We start from the raw sequence: 17536 nt of genomic DNA on the forward strand, positions 1-17536 counted from the left end.
ATCCCTCAGAAACGGAGGCGCGCCTCCGCGAACAGATGATTCTGATCCGCCCAGTTATTGTCTTTCCGGTAAATAGGGTCGTTCGTCAGATAATGCCGGTAGATCGCGGCGAGTTCCACCATGGTGTTATCCAAGTGCCAGCGCTGGGCGAGACGCGTATCAAGGCGCTCAAAATGGAAGTTACGCAGCTGATCCGTAAAATAATAGGTCAGCGATCCTTTGGTACCGTTGCCAAACCGCTGGGTCCAGGCAAAACTGCCGCTGTGTCGGGCGTTCATCCGAGATTCAAGGCTAACAAATTTATCCGGGCTGGCACTGCCTGTGTATTCGCCGTCAACATCGATGTAGCCATAGGAGGCTCTCAGTAAGGTCCCATGGAAGTCCAGACTGGCCTCAACCTCTGCTCCTTTCTGGGTCATATCAACATTGTTTTCCAGATTCCATTCGCGGATGTTGGTAACCCCTGATATCAGGTTCTCCAGCGAATCACGGAAGAGCTTGATCTCGCTCTGTAGCATTCCCGTAGTCCCCAGCCTGGACTTGAAAAAATAACTTATTTCCCGCGATGTTATCTTTTCCTCTTCAAGTTCCTTGTAGGCAGGGCTGTCTGTTGTCAGCCCGAGGTCAACACGCTTACCTTCCAACGAAGAAGCTTCTTCCGGGGTGATGTTGGCCCCACGGTATTTCCAGTCTGGGCGGCTCTCGAAGGGGTCCGGTAGACGATAGGCGCGTGAGAAGACAAACCGCAGCGTCTGCCGGTCGCTCAATTGAAGGTTGACCGCACCACGCGGCGAAAAGAAGTTTCCGCCCAGGCTGTCGTCTTCCCACATGCTGCCGACATTGGTGGTCAGCCACGGGGTGAGTCCATGTTCAAGGTTGGCGAAGACACGCGTCCGATTGGTGTTGCCCTTACCGTTGAAAAAGGTATCCGATTCATATCTGTCTTCGCGGTAGCTGGCTCCGAAGACGAGCTGCGTCGCGGGTGTAAACACATTGGTATGCTGGAACTCCAGATGGGTACGCGCCTCTTCAAGATCCTCATTGAGATCAGCTTCGAAGGGAGGCTGGCCGAATGCGTTGGCAAGCGGGTCGTCGATGAAAGCCCGCCAGTCCCGTCGGCGCTCACGGGTCTGATGATAGAGCTGGATATGGAAGAACCGGTCTGGGGATGGTTCATGGTGCCACGTCACAGATCCATGCCAGTCTTCGCCTGTCACATCAGGGTTGTTTCGCGGATTGAACCCTGAGTATTCCGCTGGGTCTCCCTGCTCATAGACATCGTGGTAACCGAATTCCATGTCAAGTTGGTCTTCCGGACCGAGTGTCAGCTCCCCAGAATAGTTCAGAGACAGCGTGTCGTAGCCGTCGCGGTTATTGCGCGTCTGATCGGTCCGGCCGCCGTCAGGGTCAGGCACATACCGGAAGTCGAATCCATCGCTTCGGCGCTGGTTCGCCGAAATCCGCCAGTTCAGAGGACCGCTACGGGAGCCTACTGACGCGTAGTAGTGGCCCAACCCATCGTCGCCCCTGACCCCTTTGGTTCCCCGCAGCTCAACGCCGTGGGTATCGCTTGGAGACTGGGTGATGATGTTGATCACGGCAAGAAAGGAGTTGGCGCCATAGGCGGCAGCGTTGGGCCCTCGTGTGACCTCAATGCGGTCGATGGCATCCATGGGCACTGGCAGGTTGGTCCAGTCCATGTCCGCCAGGCTGGCGTTGTAGTAGGACCGCCCATCGACCAGAACCTGAAGTCGGCGCTGTTCAACGGCCACCGTGCCGTGATACGAGACGACCGGGTCGTTACTGCCCACGTAGCCGACGGTCATACCCGGAACCAGGCGGAACGCATCCCACAGGTTGAGCACTCCGAGATCCCGCAGCAGATCACCTTCCAGGATAGTGACAGTTCCCGGAGTTCTGGCTTTCGACTGCCTGAGGCGACTGGTGGTAAGAACTTCAGGAAACGCGCTTTCTTCCGGCTCATCTGCCGTAGCAATACTCGTGCCGTTGTGGGTTTGCGCACCCACAGCGCCCCACACCAGCGAGAAAGCCAACAGGGCAGGGGAAAGCCTCAGTATTCTGGGCGGGGCATAGCGCATATGACCATCCTCCGTACAGTCAGAGCATACGGGCCAGCATGGAGTCGGGCAGGCGTCGAAGGACAAACGCGATGGCGGTCCAGGGCCAGGGCGGTACGCAGGCTACCGGTTTACCTTTTTCGATGGCAGCCACCATCGTGCGGCAGCCCGTCTCAAGATCGACCCGGAAGGGCGCATTTTTCACGTTCTCATTGATGGCCGTGAGGATATACCCCGGAAACAGAGTGGTAACGCGGATTGGCGAAGCCTTTTTACGCAACTCCACGCGCAGACCTTCCGCCAGGGACGCCAGGCCGGTCTTCGTGGCGCTATAGACATTCATATTACCCGGCATGCCGCGAACCGCTGAAATTGAGGAAACGGCGACAAGATGCCCATAATTCTGGCGCCGGAAAATCGCCATGGCCGCCTCGAACTGGGCAAGTGCTGCTACAAAGTCCGTTTCCGCGGTCTCACGGTTGGCATCAAATCGTCCTGTACCCAGCGGCTGCCCCTTGCCGATGCCCGCATTAACCAGAATACGATCAATGTGCCCGAATGCCTCGCAGAAGTACTCGAAAACCTGGAAAACAGCATCATGATCGTTTACATCCAGGGGAGATACTCGCACGTCCACGCTTGGGTGATCACGCTGAATCTCATCCCGAAGCTGCTCAAGTTTCTGCCGCCGACGCGCGCACAGCGCGAGACTGTAACCACGCGCTGCAAACTCTCGTGCCATGCCTTCTCCGAGACCGGAACTTGCGCCAGTAATAAGAACCACGGATGTCATAAGGGAGCCTCCTCGGCAAGCGGGTCCTGCAGTTGGCGGACATCGATACCGGATGATCTCAGGAGAGCATTGGCGTAAACCCCGAGAAACCACAGGTGCTGCTCTGAAGGAATCTCGCGCAATCGAGTATCCAGCCACTCATGAGCCTGCTGGACCTCCCCATCCGAGGGCCGTTCAGCGCTGTCGGGCAGGGCGGCCGTCTGGTTTCGGGTGGCGAGTTTGTCCGCCGCCGCATGGTTGACCGGAAAAAAACGCAACAACGAAAGGATCTGAGCATCCACACTGGCCGCCACCTCACGGGCGCTATCCAGTTTTTCGCTCAGTGGCTCACCGAAAGCCACATGCACACGGCCTTTGTAGCCGGTAATACCGCGTACAATGCTTTCCATATCTTCTCCCGGGCGTTTGCTGTAGCCGCCCGTGCGGGAGTGAGATTCGAGTTCCCGTGCTTTGTCACTGTCACAGGGATCATACTCGTAAGAAATGGCCACCGGCACAATGTTCAGATCCTTCACAGCGTCTGCGATGCTGACGCTATCACGCTTATGGCTCATGTGCAGCATCTTGATAATGGCAGGATCCGTAGTGTCGATGCTGTCCTTTGCGCGCCCCTCTCGCTGGGCCATCCACACTGAATGACCGTCGCGGAGCGAGTCGCGGATGTAGGCGGAAAGCGTCAGAAATGCGTTGCGCATTTCCCGGGGATTCGAGAGGTTGCGCCGAACGATGAAGCTTTTATTGAGCCGCATCATATCCGCAACCATGGGGTTACCCACTAGGTTATCGCCGATGGCTATGCGGGTTGTGGCGTGGCTACTTTTATAGAGGACGAAGTTGACCAGCGCCGGATCCAGGACGATATCCCGGTGGCTGGATAGAAACAGACAGGACTGGTCTGCGCGCAGATTGTCCAGGCCGGACCAGGTGATAGCGTCAGTGGTATTGTGCAGACCGCGCTCAATCAGCGGCGCTACACGATGCTGCAGCTCGTCAACCGAATCAATGCTGCGCAGGAGCCTGCTCAGCTGCCAACGGACCCATAACCTCACCGGACCGGGCAAGAACCGGTGAAGCCGTTTTACTCGGAAGCGCCCGATCAGGTCCTGGAAATCAGTCCGCCTGAGCAGGCGTTCGATAACAGGCTGAACCTCATCATCCGAAAAGGGCCGGATATCGTCTGAGTGGGACATTGCCGCTCCGTTTACCAAATTCAGAACGGCAGGATAGCCATCTTTAAGCCCGGCGTCATGCCCCCAGGGGCAACAGGTCACGAACGTCGCAGTCGAGCGCCTCGGCAAGTCTGTAGACTTTTTCCAGTGTGATATTCACCTGGCCACGCTCGATACGTCCCATGTAGCTGCGATCAATTCCTGCGCGCAATGCCAACTGGTCCTGGGAAATGGCCCGAGCCCTGCGGATTTCTCGGACATTGGAACCAAACTTCTGTGCGTTGTATTTCATGACTTGCCTCTCATGAGGTCAAAACTATCCTGATTCTGCTTAAGCTGCGCTACAGTCTATAATCCTCTGACTGCCCAGCAATTTTTCAGCATTTTATATCTATTTGTTTTCATTCCCTAATTGATTGCATCGTTTCATAACTAACTGGTTCCTGAAAGCTTCAGCGGCTCGTTTGTATGCATCCTGCAACCGATAGGCGTAATTGCTTCTACCCCCTATTTAACCTTTCTTTTATTACGCATAATGTATATTATGTTAAATGATGTCTGGTTGGCCAGAAGGCAACCTGTTTTTTACATACATTACGATTTCCGGCACTCCCCATCGCATTCTGCTATAACGGATAATGCTGCGTTGCATGGAAAGCAGTCGTACGCAGCCTCAGTTACCCACCATCGGTCATTATGAGGTTGATCAGGGATGCGGCGGCTCAATCTGACTCTGCTCGGTTTCTTGGCGCTGGCTGCAGCGTCTTTCGCCCAAGCGTCGCTGGAAGCGCCTCGTCAGTCCGGGAAATCGACTCCTTTCGCTGCGCACGGAAAAAGCACAACAGCCCTGGAAAAGCAGCGCGAGCGCTATCTTGAGGCTGAACAAGCGCTTGCAAAAGGTGATATGGAAACCTACGAGTCGCTTAGCGCCGCACTAGAGGGTTACCCTCTTCATCCCTACCTGAAACTGAAAAAACTCAGAAAACGCCTTTTTGTGGCCACACCGGCCGAAATCGGGTCCATGATAGCCGAGTACGGCGACGTTCCGCTGGCCCAGACCCTGCGCAGACAGTGGCTCATCCATCTGGGGCGCAGTGGGCAATGGTCAACGCTACGGCAGGTACACGACAGCACCAGTGGAAGTGATCGACTGCGCTGCCTGTCGTTGCGCGCGCATCTCAAGGGCGGCAAGCACAGCCTGGTAATGAACCGGGTATCAGAGCTCTGGCAAAACGGCTATTCCCTGCCGAAGGCCTGTGATCCACTACTGGATTACTGGCGTGATAAAGGCGGGCTGACATCGGGGCTTGCCTGGACCCGCTTTCGTCTGGCGGTAACCAGTGGCAATGTTGGTCTGGCGCGATACCTGCGCCGTTACCTCGACCAGGACGACCGGTCGCTCTCGCGCCTTCTGATCAGTATCCACAGCAACCCTCGACGACTCAGAAAAGTCCGTGAGTTTCAGCGTAATGATGGGCGTCTTGCCCAGGTCGTCGCTTATGGTATGCGCAGGCTGGTGAACCGCAACCCGGAGCGCGCTGCGCAACTATGGCCGTTCTATCGCGGGCGTTTCTCATACGAGCCGGGGACTGTCGCGCATATTGAAAAACGCTTAGCGCTGCTTCTGGCAACCCGGTTCCACCCTGACGCTGCAACATGGCTCGCCCGGGCTCTGGCTCACGGTGAGGACCAGGCGCTGCGGGAGTGGCAGGTACGGGTAGCGCTCCGGGCTGAAGACTGGCCCAAGGTTCTGGAACGAATCAGCGCCATGAACAGGGACCTGCGCGACAAGCCCAGATGGCAATACTGGCGGGCGCGCGCGCTGGACCAGATGAGCAGGCCCGAGCCGGCCCAGAATCTTTATGAGGTGCTGGCGGGGCGCCGGACTTTCTACGGGTTCATGGCCGCCGATGAGCTGGGCTCGCCCTACTCCCTTAATCACGAGGGCGTGGCCGTGGACAGTGAAGCCATCAAGCGCGTTATGGCCATTCCCGGTGTTCGGCGTGCCCTGGAGCTGTATCGCTTGGACCGGGTAAACGCGGCACGCGCGGAATGGCGCCAGGCTATGAACGAACTAAAAGACAAGGATGTTCTGGTAGCCTCGCGCATCGCGCAGGGTTGGGGGTGGCATGAACAGGGCGTACAGGGCGCTATTGCGACCCAGGCCTGGGACCATCTGGGGATGCGTTTTCCCCTGGCTCACCGCCAGAGCTTTCACGGTGCTGCGCGGGATTACGATCTGGACGTGAACTGGCTCTATGCCCTTGCCCGGCAGGAGAGCGCCTTCCAGCCGGATGCCCGCTCCCATCGAGGCGCTTTCGGCCTGTTGCAGCTGCTGCCGTCAACGGCGCGCGAAACAGCTCAACAGGCTGGGCTCAGCTTCAAGGGCGTTGCCACTCTGCTCGACCCCAGCGCCAACATCCGCCTGGGCAGCGCGCATCTCAGCAGCCTTCTGGAGCGTTTCGATAACAATCGCATCCTCGCCACGGCAGCTTATAATGCCGGCGAATACCGTGTAAGTCAGTGGCTCGACGACGAAACCGGGGACCTGGATTCCGACATCTGGGTGGAAACCATGCCGTACCACGAAACACGCCAATACGTGCGCAATGTGATGGCGTACACCGTAATCTATGGCTATCGGCGGGGCGAACCGCCGAGCCACTTGCTCACTAAGCGCGAACTGGCGTGCATGTGCCTCGACGACGGTCCGGAGTAACCCCCCTCAGGCCGGACGCACCTGGTAGTTGGCTTGCGCCCTAGCCACGATCTCGCCACTGGTATCCTTGAGATCCAGCTCGATGATGAGTTCCGCCCTGCCGTTCGCCACAACGTCCTGCTCGATCCGCGCTTTACGCTCTGAATCCAGCGTCAGCTCTACCTCAAGGTCCGTGCGCGCCGGTTGGTCATAGAAAATGTGCAGATCCCTGAGCACCGGGATCAGCTGCCCCTCGAACTCCACCAGCGCCATGGCGCCAAAAGGAATCTCCGCAAGCAGGAACTGGGCCCCGGCGTAGACGGTACCCAGATGATTGCGGTTGCCCTTACGGGTCAGCCGTGCCCGCAGGTAGCCCTCACGCAGCTCGACCACACTGAACCCATTGCGGCTGGTGAACGGCACACTGGCAGCGATAAGGCGATTGAGCACCCCGTAACCCAGCCTCTTCTCGAATCGGGCCAAGCCGGGGACGGGCCGGCCGGCCTCCTCGAGCTGCTCGAAATAGCCCCGCACACGGGGCGCCAACGTATTGAACACCTTCATGACACGTCCTCTGTCAGACCTTGAAACGCGCTACTTTATCACGAAGTGTGCTTCCGACTTCACTGATTTCACTGCTCAAACGGTCGTTTTCCGAAGCCGTAGCAGCGTCCTGGCTCTGGTCCGCGATGCGGGTAATGGAGCTGTTGAGTTCATCCACGGCCGAGGTCTGCTGTGCCGAGGCGGTAGCGATCTGATTGGTACGGTCACCGATATCAGAAATGACCTAACTGATCCGCTCAAGGGCTTCCATGGCATCCCGCGCCTTCTTTAGCGCCAGCAGGTTGGTCTGCTCGGCAATGCCTTCAATCACCTCCAGAACGCCGGTAATTTCGCCAACATCGTTGCTAAATCTATGCCAGCTGACCAAATTCATCCCTGCTCTCCACCTCAAGCCGCTTGGTCAGATCCGCTTCGCCAGAAGCAATCTCATTCATAGCCCTGAGAAGCCGCCGCGCGGGTCTCAGCAGGATGTTGAGACTGAGGTGTATAATGATGTCGGCTCCCGCAAAGCCTTCATAGTCACCCGCTGTTACCAATCAGCAGCTTCTGGCTGAAGGACAGGGATTTCATACCGATGCTCCATTGGGTGATTCATGGACAACATAGTTGTTAACGGCCATCGTCGCGCGGGCTTGAACCTGGGTTATCATGGGCTCTGTACAAGTTGCCGACGAACGAGTAAGGAGAAAATGCTTGATGGCTCACGATGAACTTCATCTCCAGACACGCAATCTGGAACTGCGTGATTACCCGCAGCTGCGCGAACTCATGGACAGGGTCTATGACGACATTGGCGGTGCCTGGCCGCGGGATACCATCAAGCACATGATCGAGAAATTCCCGGATGGTCAGATCTGCATTGAGGATAATGGCCGGTTGGTCGCAGTAGCGCTAACCGCCCGAGTGGATTACCAGCGCTTTTCCAACCCGCACACCTACGATGATCTGGTCATGAACAATGACCGCATACTCTACAACCCGGAAGGCGACACCCTTTACGGCCTGGATGTATTCATCCACCCGGACTATCGTGGCTACCGCCTTGGGCGCCGGCTTTACGACGCGCGTAAAGAGCTGTGCCGGAGCCTGAACATGCGGGCGATCCTCGCCGGTGGCCGGATTCCGGGGTACCGCCAGCATGCGGACCAGATAAACCCTGCTGAGTACATTAAGCAGGTCCATCGCAAGGAAATCTATGATCCGATCCTCTCCTTTCAATTGTCCAACGACTTTCAGGTTAAGCGCCTTCTGCACAAATACATCCCAGAAGATGAAAAATCAAAGGGATACGCCACACTCCTCGAGTGGAACAATATCATGTTCGAGCCTCCCACCTCGGTGCTCGAAAGCCGCAAGAGCCAGGTCCGCCTGGGTGCAGTGCAGTGGCAGATGCGTGAATTCAACTCGGTTGATGAAGTGCTGCGCCAGGTGGAGTATTTCGTGGATGCGCTGTCTGACTACAAAAGCGACTTCGCTGTCTTTCCGGAATTTTTCAACGCGTCATTGATGGGGCTCACCGACCAGACGGATCAGACCAAAGCCATCCGATTCCTGGCCGCCTTCACAGAGAAATTCCGGGATGAAATGTCCCAGATGGCGGTGAGCTACAACATCAACATTGTCGCCGGCTCCATGCCGCTGTTCGAGGACGACCGCATCTATAATGTGTCGTACATGTGCCATCGTGACGGGCGCATTGACGAGCAACGCAAGATCCACATCACACCCCACGAGCGCCGCGACTGGGTGATCGAGGGCGGCAACGAGCTGGGCGTTTTCGATACCGACGCCGGTCGCGTCATGATCCAGATCTGCTATGACGTTGAGTTTCCGGAGCTGACCCGCATCGCTGCTACCCAGGAACAGGGTGTGGACATCGTTTTCGTACCCTTTTGGACGGACACCAAGAACAGCTACCTGCGCGTTCGCAACTGCGCTCAGGCCCGCGCCGTGGAAAACGAGTGCTATGTGGTCATCACCGGCAGCGTTGGTAATCTGCCCCGTGTGGAGAGCCTGGACGTGCAGTACGCCCAGTCCTCGGTGTTCTCACCCAGTGACTTCGCGTTCCCTCATGATGCGGTGATGTCCGAGTCCACTCCGAATACCGAGATGATCATGTTCTCGGATCTGGATCTGGACAAGCTGAAAGTCATCAGAGCTGAGGGTTCAGTAACTAACCTTAAGGACCGCAGGCCAGATCTTTATTCGCTGAAATGGCGGGGGTGACCTGCGCTGGTGAAATGTTAGACTACTCAAACATTAAGGGCTTTGACTCACATTAACATTCAGGGAGATAGATCGATGGGTAAGAAAAAAAAACTGGGCATCAGTTCGCTGGTTGAACGCGTTGAGCAGCTGGTCAACGATGCGCTCAAGCGGATAGATACACTGCAGAGTCAGGTGAACGACCTGCGTGAACAGATGCTGGAGCGGGTTGGATTCAGTGACAAATCCGCTGACGATCAGAAGTCCGGCACCTCAGGTGGCGGACAGAAAACCGGTCAATCCGGTAAAAGCCAATCCGGCGGCACATCCTCTCCCCAAGCTGGGTCCGGTTCCAAGAAAGCCACACAGTCCGGGAAAGGCGAGATCAAGAGTGACCTGACCCAGATCAAAGGTATTGGCCCGGCCACTGCCAAGAAGATGCAAGCTAAAGGGATCACGTCAATCAGCCAGTTAGCCAATCCCTCAGCGGATGATCAGAAGAAGCTTGAAGAGTTCCGTAAGCTGAAGAGTTTCCCAAGCTGGCAGGCTGAAGCTAAGAAGCTGCTCTGATAGCCTTTTTCAAAAGAGCCGGGGTTATCGAACCTGATCCCGGCCTCTCCCCGGTTACAAAAGAAAACATTCATTAACGCCTCTTAACACGTAAAATCTTCTTTTATCCCAACCTATTTGTGACGTAATTCCCTACGATGTAAGGGATCTTGTCTAGTGTGGAAAGCGAAACATCCGCACTAATGAACAAAAAAGGATGGCGCTCATGGCACTGGAATCCCTTCCAGCCTGGCTGACTCTCACCGTGGCGATCATTGCGGTGATTGTCACACTTGCATTGATTGCGGTCACAGCAGTGCTGAGCTTCTATCTCGTGCACTCGCGCAGAGAAAAGAGTGAGCGGGAAATCACCCTGAGAAAATTTTCCAGTGCCGTCATGAACAGCGGCGCCATGATCCTGATCACAGACGCCAACGGTAGCATCGAGTTCGTCAACGACAGGTTCTGCCAGCTCACCGGTTTTTCCCGGGACGACGTCCTCAGCCACTCTGTTGCCATGCTCAGCGCCACCATGAACCTTTCTGGTACCGAAACCGGTGTTCTGACGAACTTCCTTGATTGTCTGCAACCGCACTGGAAAGGTGAACTGCTGTGCCGCACCAACGCCAGTACGCCGCTTTGGACGGCCGTAACCACTTCATCAGTGCTGAATGATGACGCTAAGCCGGTCAATTACATCGTCTCCGCGGTGGACATCACCGAGCTCAAGCTGGCGCACGAGCGCATGGAGCAACTGGCCCTTTTTGACAGCCTAACCAACCTGGCGAACCGGCGCCTGTTTCAGGACCGACTGGAGCAGGCGCTTCAGAGCGTAGGGCGTGGTCAGAGCCGTATCGCTCTGCTTTTTCTGGATCTCGATCAATTCAAACAGGTTAATGACAGCCAGGGACACGATGCCGGTGATATGCTGCTTCTGACAGTGGCCGATCGACTCAAATCCTGTGTCCGCGCTCAGGATACGGTAGCCCGGCTGGGCGGCGACGAGTTCACCATTCTCCTTCACGATGTCTCGGATACCAAGGATCTGACCATGATCGCCGAGAACATCCTTTCCAGCCTCAAAGCCCCCATCCGCCTAAAGGGGCAGGAAGTACTGGTCTCAACCAGCATCGGCATTACCTCTGCGCCCGCTGACGGTGATTCACCGGATACACTGATGAAGAACGCGGATCTGGCTCTGTACCGGGCCAAAGATAAGGGGCGGGACCAGTACGACTTCTATACTGAGAGCCTGAATAACCGGGCTGAACAGCTGATGACGCTGGAGCGTGAACTTCGCCACGGTTTGCGACGAGAAGAGTTTTTTCTTCTTTTCCAGCCCCAGGTGGACCTGCATACCGGCGACATCACGGCCATGGAGGCCCTGGTGCGCTGGCAGCACCCGGAGCGCGGCGAACTCCTGCCGTATGAGTTTATTCCAGTAGCGGAGGATACAGGCCTGATCATGCCGCTTGGCAACTGGGTGCTCCAGCAGGCCTGCATGCAGATCAAACTGCTGCACCAGCTTCTTGGGCGCGGTGTCAGAGTGGCAATCAACGTCTCCGCCCGTCAGTTCCGGGACCCAGGGCTAGAGCACGTGATTGACTTTGCACTCCGTACTTCCGGGCTTGAGGCCCGCTTTCTGGAAATTGATATCCGCGAGGTTATGCTTTCAGAGGAGCCGCAAGTGGCCAGGGATCAGCTCACCCGTATCCGCCGCACCGGCGTCACCATAACCCTTGATGACTTCGGAACCGGGTACAGCAGTTTGCGGCAACTACGCTCGCTGCCCGTGGATATGCTCAAGATTGGCCAGACTTTTGTGAAAGAGATCCCCGAAGATGGCCCGAACACGGATATCGCCACCGCCATCATCGGCATTGCACAGCAGATGGAAAAACAAGTGGTGGCGGAAGGCGTCGAAACGGAGCAGCAGGAATACTTCCTGCGCATGCATGGGTGCTCGCTGGTGCAGGGCTACCGTTATGCAACTCCCATGACTTTCGACGAACTCTATCGCTATTTCAGCAGCGACAACGAGCGCGAACTCAAGGCCTGAAGCAGCAGGCTCACTGCATTTTTTCGGCCAGCCCCTGATGGCGGTTCAGGATACCCTCAATCCGCTCCAGTGACTCATTGGTACTCTGGGAGGGCTCTTTGTCGAACTCCAGTCCAAAGAAATACCCGTTCTCATCCGTCTGGGCATGGCGCACGCTGGCTGCTACCTGATCCACGGTAATATCGCCGACCTCGGTATTCAGCCTTAGGCTTACCTGTACCCGACTGTCTGGTTTGAGGATTTCATCAGAGGCAACCACCCCAATCCCCAGACGGTTGTAATCCACCACTTCAACATCAACCCAGGTTGAGCCGATAAGGCCTTTACGGACCTTGACCCGGGCATCCATGGATACCCAGGGTAGGCGTTGTTCACGACGCCGTTCTTTCATCCCAAAAGTCTCCTTGTCGGTGTCTTTTTGTATTGTGGTCGAGGGTCGTCAAGCGGTAAAGTCTTCAACCCCATTTAAATAGCGGAGTGGCTGCTGAATTGGCTGTCTCAACGACCGCAAAATCGGATCTCCTATTTGTTGCCGCAGCTCTTCTAGCCGCCATCAGTTGGATGTTCTCCCGCGAGGCGGTGCTCGCAATGCCGCCGCTGCTGTTCCTGTCACTGCGTTTTCTGCTCGCGGGGAGCGTTCTGGCCGCTTTCGGTTGGCACCATTTCAAGGGTCTCACGCGGGAGCAGTTCCTTCGGGCCGCACGCGTTGGCGTTGTTTTCGGCGCCGGCATGAGCTGCTGGGTCACCGGACTGCATCTGACCAGTCACATCGGCGAAGGGGCGTTCATCATCAGCCTCAACGTTGTGTTCGTACCCGTTATCGCCCGGTTGGTCTTCGCCGAGGAACAGCCCATCACTACCTGGCTGGCGTTACCGGTAGCCATGGCGGGACTGGCTCTTCTGTCGCTGAACGGCGGGTTCGATCCGGAAGCCGGCCAAGTGTTCTTCCTGCTTGCCGCTCTGATTCTCGCGTTCTACTTCACGCTCAACGCCAGGGCAGCCAACACTCATCCGGCGGGCCGTAAGACACATCGTGCCGCCCTGCCCGTCTATCCACTAACCACCATTGCCCTATCAATGGTCGGCACCGTCACACTGGTGCTGTCATTGGTGCTGGAGCCCTGGGCACCGACATTCAGCGACTTTGGCGGTGATCTGGTGCTTTGGATCGTGCTCAGCGCCATTGTCGGGACGGCAGCCCGCTTCTTTGTCCAGACCTGGGCTCAGAGCCTCGCGGCCCACAGTCACGGTGTGGTAATCCTTTCCATGGAACCGGTCTGGGTCGCGTTTTTTGCCGTGGGATGGTTCGGCGAAACGATGGTTTTTCAGCAATTTGCCGGCTGTGCCCTAATACTGACGGCGCTTTTCGTGAACCGCTGGCACACAGTGCGATCGCTGATACGTGATCTCCGGGGCAATTAGTTCTCACCCCAGAGTGCTTCAAGACGCGAGTCACGGCCGCAACTGTTTCGGTAAAACCAGTACTGGATGGCGTTTTTATCGTAATAATTCTGATGGTAATCCTCCGCCGGGTAGAACGCCTCCAACTGTCGGATGGGAGTCACGATCGGTTTATCAAAACGACCGGAATCCGCCAGAGACTGCTTTGAGGCTTCCGCTGCCTTCCGCTGTGATTCAGACTGGGTAAAAACAGCGGTGGTGTACTGGTAGCCCCGGTCGCAGAACTGACCGCCGTCATCCAGCGGATCCACGTTGCGCCAGAAGACTTCAAGCAGCTTGTCGTAGGAGACTCTGTCCGGGTTATAACGCACGCGGACCACTTCCAGGTGCTCTGTTTCCCCTGAACTCACCTGCTCATAGGTTGGGTCCTCAAGATTGCCACCGGCATAACCGCTGGTGGTATCGGTTACGCCCTCAAGTTTGTCGTAAGGCGGTTCCATGCACCAGAAGCAGCCACCGGCAAAAACCGCCGTTCTGGTTTGCTCTTGGGCATGAGCCGTCAGGGCTATCAGCGAAAGCAGCAGCAGGATCGTTAAACGCACAGTTCTTATCCTCTCAGCGCCGGAAGGATTTCACCTCCTGGTACAAATTGAAGGGCCAGGCCGTTGTTGCACCATCGTTTCCCCGTGGGATCTGGGCCATCATCGAAAACATGCCCTTGGTGGCCACCGCAACGAATGCAGTGGTACTCAGTCCGGGGCCAGAAGGCCTTGTAGTCCGTTTTAGTGCCCATGTGCTTCTCATGAGCTGCCCAGAAACTCGGCCAGCCTGTGCCGGATTCGTATTTGGTATCAGAGCTGAAGAGCGGCAGATAACAGGCCGCGCAGACGAAGGTGCCGCTTCGGTCTTCTCCATTGAGTGGGCTCGAACCCGCGGGCTCCGTTTCAGCCTGGAAAAGAATCTGCCAAGCGGCATCCGGTAACTTATCACGCCACCAGTCAACGCCGTGCTCTAGAGGCTTAAGTGCTTTCTCGGGGACCGAGACATCATGGTGATACTGAGTCTGGCGGGCGACCACCCATGAACTCGGCAAAATGTACAAAGCCCCTCCAGCCAGTATTGATGAGAGCAGATGCCTGCGTTTCATGGTGGTCTCCGCGTTTCGAATTAGTATATCCATTGTACGCCCGCGTGGCGACCCGAGATGAGAGGTTTGGGCTCTGCAAATGATGCGCGTTCACTAAGAATTATTAAAAAGATTCTGAGGTATTACCCTTTCATGGCGATAGACAGAAGCTGTCTCCATGCGCGGGGCCAAAAGGGACGATACATCAGGGCTTGGAGTGCCGACGTTACGCTTTCACCAGCATTGCCGTTTAGGGCAAGCGCTTGAGCTCGCCTACAGTACAAGGCTGCCAGGCAGTGGCGTGCAAAGCGCGCGGGCACTGCTCTCTGGAAATGCTCCAACGCATACGTCATCGCCTCACTTCTTGCTTCAGAAACTGGATCAATACCTGGTGGTAAGATGCCCTCAATCGGGCGTATCTGAGCTAGCTCTGAAACGCATCCCGCCGATTCGAATGAGAGCTGGTGAGCCAGCCATAGAAGAAGCGCATGGTCATTGCCCAAAACGAGACGCATCCCGGTCTTCTCCAGTCCCCGAACCAAACGGCGACGGACCAGTATCGCAGTTAAGGGGATCTGCGGCGCCACGAACAATTCGCGAACCATGGTTGAGTATTTCTGACTTTGAGGAAGAGTTTTGACAACATTGCCCTCTGCGTCAAGCACCTGACTCAGTCCATAAACGGCACCGGTTCCCTTTGGAGACCGCTCGAGGCTCTGCAGCATTCCTTCAAGGAAATCGATAGGCCACAAAGTATGAGGATCCAACCAAGCAACATTTGCGCCTCTCGCCTTTTGCAGAGCCAAACGACGGCCGATAGCCCGGTCGGTTTCTTCAGCCGAAAGCACGCGGACCCGATTTTCATCCCGGGCCCAGTCCTCAAGACGCTCAAGCGTGCCATCCGTCGAAGCGCAGTCCACCGCAACGACTTCCCAATCCGTCAATGTTTGGGCACCAATACACCTGATCAGAGCATCGAGCCAGACAGAGCGGTTGGCTGTAACCAGCAGTAGGCTTATGGCCGGAGCAGCAGGAATGTTACTGGAAACCCAATGTGGCATTAGCCTGATTCCGTTTTTAAACCTATTGTATTGATTCGCTGAAGTGATGATAAATCTTTATGTAGGCCTCCGCCCACCAACCGATGACGACGAGTAACGATGGATTCAAGCTTATTATTCCGAGATACTTATGGACGCCAACAGTATCACCCAGCTCAAAATAAAAACGGCGCCTTGGGGCGCCGTTTTTTATGAACTGACCATAACGTCAGTTTATTCAACACCCTTCAAACAGGTCCATAAACTCGTTCACCGGCGTGCTCTCAAGCGTCTTCTGGTCCTTGCACAGGCTGAAGATCTGCTCGGAACGCTTCTGGGTGAAGCGCGTCGCAAGGTTGTTGCGGAACTTCTGCTCCAGCAACGGGATGCCGTCCTTCCGGCGGCGGCGATGCCCGATCGGGTATTCCACGGCCACGTTGTCAGTACTAGACCCGTCCTTGAAGAACAATTGGATGGCGTTGGCGATGGAGCGCTTGTCCTCTTCCAGGTACTCGCGGGTATAGCGCTCGTCCTCCTGGACCTCCATCTTGCCCCGGATCTCGTCGATGATGGGGTTGTTGGCGTGGAAGTCGTCCTCGTAATGATCCGCTGTGAGATTCCCGAAGATCAGCGGCACGGCAGTCATGTACTGCAGGCAGTGGTCGCGGTCCGCGGCGTTGGCCAGGGTGCCCTGCTTGGAGATGATGCGGATGGCGGATTCGTGGGTGGTGATCACGATCCGGTCGATCTCGTCCAGCCGGTCCTTCACCTGCGGATGCAGGGTGACGGCAGCTTCAGCGGCGGTCTGCGCATGGAACTCAGCCGGGAAGGAGATCTTGAACAGGACGTTTTCCATCACGTAGCTTCCGAATTCCTGGGGCAGCTTGAACTGGCGGTCTTCTTCCGGCTTGAGCTGCTGGTCGCGGTTGGTCTTGCTGAACAGCACGTTGTAGAAGCCCCACTGCGGTGCGCTAAGCGCGCCCGGGATGCCCATTTCGCCGCGCTTGGCGATGTCGGCCAGGCGCACGGCGCGGGAGGTAGCGTCGCCGGCGGCCCAGGACTTGCGGGAACCGGCGTTGGGCGCGTGACGGTAAGTGCGCAGGGACTGGCCGTCGACCCAGGCGTGGGACAGCGCGGCCATGATTTCTTCGCGGTTGCAGCCCATGAGCTTAGCGGTAACAGCTGTGGAGGCGACCTTAACGAGCACCACGTGGTCCAGGCCGACACGGTTAAAAGAGTTTTCCAGCGCCAGTACGCCCTGGATTTCATGAGCCATGATCATGCCCTCAATCACGTCACGCATGGTAAGCGGGTCTTTGCCCTCAGCAACGCGCTTCTGGGAGAGGTGATCCGCGATGGCGAGGATGCCCCCAAGATTGTCTGAGGGATGGCCCCATTCGGCGGCGAGCCAGGTGTCGTTGTAGTCGAGCCAGCGGATGATGCAGCCGATGTCCCAGGCCGCCTTGACTGGGTCGAGGCGGAAAGGGGTGCCCGGAACACGTGCGCCATTCGGAACCTGGGTGCCTTCCACGATCGGGCCAAGGTGCTTGGTGCACTCCGGGAAGCGCAGGGCCAGCAGGCCGCAGCCGAGGGTGTCCATCAGGCAGTTGCGGGCGGTATCGAGGGCTTCCGTGCTTTCGATTTTGTAGTCGAGGACGTAGTCGGCGGTTTTCTGGATGATGTCGTCGTAGTCCGGGCGGACGTTGGATTCTACGTTGGCGCTCATGAGCTTCCCTCTATATTTCCTGTCTGGATTGTTGAATCAGTTGCAGGAATCAGCCGAAAGGGACTGCTTCCCGGGAATCGCTATGAATCCATCCCTGGACGCTGCGCGATTGCCATCCCTGGCAATCG

Annotated in this window: 18 protein-coding genes; 5 read left to right on the forward strand and 13 right to left on the reverse strand. The window is 56.7% G+C overall.

The window, feature by feature from the left end; genetic code table 11:
• Positions 1–5 precede the first annotated feature (5 nt).
• From AAF659_RS04895 to AAF659_RS04910, 4 genes are read right to left on the reverse strand one after another with little or no spacing between them, the layout of a single operon-like run.
• A complete protein-coding gene (locus AAF659_RS04895) occupies positions 6–2099 on the reverse strand; it encodes a TonB-dependent receptor plug domain-containing protein (RefSeq protein WP_349750563.1) in 2094 nt (697 codons plus the stop codon).
• A 19-nt stretch (positions 2100–2118) separates the two neighbouring features.
• Complete coding sequence (locus tag AAF659_RS04900; RefSeq protein WP_349750564.1) at positions 2119–2871, reverse strand: SDR family oxidoreductase; 753 nt, start codon at positions 2869–2871, stop codon at positions 2119–2121.
• Complete coding sequence (locus tag AAF659_RS04905; RefSeq protein ID WP_349750565.1) at positions 2868–4061, reverse strand: 1-acyl-sn-glycerol-3-phosphate acyltransferase; 1194 nt, start codon at positions 4059–4061, stop codon at positions 2868–2870. Before AAF659_RS04905 ends, AAF659_RS04900 begins: the two co-directional genes overlap by 4 nt.
• 55 nt (positions 4062–4116) lie before the next feature.
• A complete protein-coding gene (locus AAF659_RS04910) occupies positions 4117–4332 on the reverse strand; it encodes a helix-turn-helix domain-containing protein (RefSeq protein ID WP_349750566.1) in 216 nt (71 codons plus the stop codon).
• 420 nt (positions 4333–4752) lie between these two features.
• On the opposite strand from AAF659_RS04910, the gene AAF659_RS04915 reads away from it, so the two are divergent.
• A complete protein-coding gene (locus tag AAF659_RS04915) occupies positions 4753–6759 on the forward strand; it encodes a transglycosylase SLT domain-containing protein (RefSeq protein ID WP_349750567.1) in 2007 nt (668 codons plus the stop codon).
• A gap of 6 nt (positions 6760–6765) precedes the next feature.
• Here the strand turns inward: AAF659_RS04915 and AAF659_RS04920 are convergent, their stop codons facing one another.
• From AAF659_RS04920 to AAF659_RS15105, 4 genes are all read right to left on the reverse strand, one after another.
• The gene (locus AAF659_RS04920) at positions 6766–7302 is read right to left on the reverse strand and encodes a DUF4442 domain-containing protein (RefSeq protein ID WP_349750568.1); all 537 of its coding nucleotides are present in this window, start codon (positions 7300–7302) and stop codon (positions 6766–6768) included.
• 13 nt (positions 7303–7315) lie between these two features.
• A complete protein-coding gene (locus AAF659_RS04925; RefSeq protein ID WP_349750569.1) occupies positions 7316–7459 on the reverse strand; it encodes a hypothetical protein in 144 nt (47 codons plus the stop codon).
• 66 nt (positions 7460–7525) lie between these two features.
• Complete coding sequence (locus AAF659_RS04930) at positions 7526–7675, reverse strand: hypothetical protein (protein ID WP_349750571.1); 150 nt, start codon at positions 7673–7675, stop codon at positions 7526–7528.
• Positions 7653–7736 (reverse strand): HAMP domain-containing protein, encoded by an 84-nt coding sequence (locus AAF659_RS15105; RefSeq protein ID WP_502949196.1) that lies wholly within the window; start codon positions 7734–7736, stop codon positions 7653–7655. Before AAF659_RS15105 ends, AAF659_RS04930 begins: the two co-directional genes overlap by 23 nt.
• A 262-nt stretch (positions 7737–7998) precedes the next feature.
• Between AAF659_RS15105 and AAF659_RS04935 the strand changes: the two genes are divergently transcribed.
• The 3 genes from AAF659_RS04935 (at position 7999) to AAF659_RS04945 (ending at position 12115) form a co-directional block, all read left to right on the forward strand.
• Entirely contained in the window at positions 7999–9528 is a 1530-nt protein-coding gene (locus tag AAF659_RS04935) for a GNAT family N-acetyltransferase (protein WP_349750572.1), read from the forward strand.
• A gap of 75 nt (positions 9529–9603) precedes the next feature.
• A complete protein-coding gene (locus AAF659_RS04940; protein WP_349750573.1) occupies positions 9604–10077 on the forward strand; it encodes a helix-hairpin-helix domain-containing protein in 474 nt (157 codons plus the stop codon).
• 205 nt (positions 10078–10282) lie between these two features.
• The gene (locus tag AAF659_RS04945; protein ID WP_349750575.1) at positions 10283–12115 is read left to right on the forward strand and encodes a putative bifunctional diguanylate cyclase/phosphodiesterase; all 1833 of its coding nucleotides are present in this window, start codon (positions 10283–10285) and stop codon (positions 12113–12115) included.
• A 10-nt stretch (positions 12116–12125) separates the two neighbouring features.
• Here AAF659_RS04945 and AAF659_RS04950 read toward each other — a convergent pair whose 3' ends face one another.
• Positions 12126–12506: a PilZ domain-containing protein gene (locus tag AAF659_RS04950; RefSeq protein WP_349750576.1), complete on the reverse strand. Its 381-nt coding sequence runs from the start codon at positions 12504–12506 to the stop codon at positions 12126–12128.
• Positions 12507–12604: 98 nt separating this feature from the next.
• Here AAF659_RS04950 and AAF659_RS04955 point away from each other — a divergent pair, with 98 nt between their 5' ends.
• Complete coding sequence (locus AAF659_RS04955; RefSeq protein WP_349750577.1) at positions 12605–13537, forward strand: DMT family transporter; 933 nt, start codon at positions 12605–12607, stop codon at positions 13535–13537.
• Here the strand turns inward: AAF659_RS04955 and msrA are convergent.
• The 4 genes from msrA to prpD form a co-directional block, all read right to left on the reverse strand.
• Positions 13534–14118, reverse strand: a complete 585-nt coding sequence (gene msrA, locus AAF659_RS04960; protein WP_349750578.1) for a peptide-methionine (S)-S-oxide reductase MsrA — start codon at positions 14116–14118, stop codon at positions 13534–13536. The genes AAF659_RS04955 and msrA overlap by 4 nt on opposite strands.
• Before the next feature lie 5 nt (positions 14119–14123).
• Positions 14124–14663, reverse strand: a complete 540-nt coding sequence (gene msrB, locus AAF659_RS04965; protein ID WP_349750579.1) for a peptide-methionine (R)-S-oxide reductase MsrB — start codon at positions 14661–14663, stop codon at positions 14124–14126.
• Between the two features lie 122 nt (positions 14664–14785).
• Positions 14786–15703: a glycosyltransferase family 2 protein gene (locus AAF659_RS04970; RefSeq protein ID WP_349750580.1), complete on the reverse strand. Its 918-nt coding sequence runs from the start codon at positions 15701–15703 to the stop codon at positions 14786–14788.
• 217 nt (positions 15704–15920) lie between these two features.
• On the reverse strand, positions 15921–17408 hold the full coding sequence (gene prpD / locus AAF659_RS04975; RefSeq protein WP_349750581.1) for a 2-methylcitrate dehydratase: 1488 nt from the start codon (positions 17406–17408) through the stop codon (positions 15921–15923).
• Positions 17409–17536: the final 128 nt, after the last annotated feature.

The organism is Salicola sp. Rm-C-2C1-2 (assembly GCF_040196175.1).
Lineage (GTDB): Bacteria > Pseudomonadota > Gammaproteobacteria > Pseudomonadales > Oleiphilaceae > Halospina.

Coding starts and splice junctions, on each gene's coding strand:
- AAF659_RS04895 (WP_349750563.1), bottom strand. CDS start 2,099: ATGCGCTATGCCCCGCCCAGAATACTGAGGCTTTCCCCTGCCCTGTTG.
- AAF659_RS04900 (WP_349750564.1), bottom strand. CDS start 2,871: ATGACATCCGTGGTTCTTATTACTGGCGCAAGTTCCGGTCTCGGAGAA.
- AAF659_RS04905 (WP_349750565.1), bottom strand. CDS start 4,061: ATGTCCCACTCAGACGATATCCGGCCCTTTTCGGATGATGAGGTTCAG.
- AAF659_RS04910 (WP_349750566.1), bottom strand. CDS start 4,332: ATGAAATACAACGCACAGAAGTTTGGTTCCAATGTCCGAGAAATCCGC.
- AAF659_RS04915 (WP_349750567.1), top strand. CDS start 4,753: ATGCGGCGGCTCAATCTGACTCTGCTCGGTTTCTTGGCGCTGGCTGCA.
- AAF659_RS04920 (WP_349750568.1), bottom strand. CDS start 7,302: ATGAAGGTGTTCAATACGTTGGCGCCCCGTGTGCGGGGCTATTTCGAG.
- AAF659_RS04930 (WP_349750571.1), bottom strand. CDS start 7,675: ATGAATTTGGTCAGCTGGCATAGATTTAGCAACGATGTTGGCGAAATT.
- AAF659_RS15105 (WP_502949196.1), bottom strand. CDS start 7,736: ATGAATGAGATTGCTTCTGGCGAAGCGGATCTGACCAAGCGGCTTGAG.
- AAF659_RS04935 (WP_349750572.1), top strand. CDS start 7,999: ATGGCTCACGATGAACTTCATCTCCAGACACGCAATCTGGAACTGCGT.
- AAF659_RS04940 (WP_349750573.1), top strand. CDS start 9,604: ATGGGTAAGAAAAAAAAACTGGGCATCAGTTCGCTGGTTGAACGCGTT.
- AAF659_RS04945 (WP_349750575.1), top strand. CDS start 10,283: ATGGCACTGGAATCCCTTCCAGCCTGGCTGACTCTCACCGTGGCGATC.
- AAF659_RS04950 (WP_349750576.1), bottom strand. CDS start 12,506: ATGAAAGAACGGCGTCGTGAACAACGCCTACCCTGGGTATCCATGGAT.
- msrB (WP_349750579.1), bottom strand. CDS start 14,663: ATGAAACGCAGGCATCTGCTCTCATCAATACTGGCTGGAGGGGCTTTG.
- AAF659_RS04970 (WP_349750580.1), bottom strand. CDS start 15,703: ATGCCACATTGGGTTTCCAGTAACATTCCTGCTGCTCCGGCCATAAGC.
- prpD (WP_349750581.1), bottom strand. CDS start 17,408: ATGAGCGCCAACGTAGAATCCAACGTCCGCCCGGACTACGACGACATC.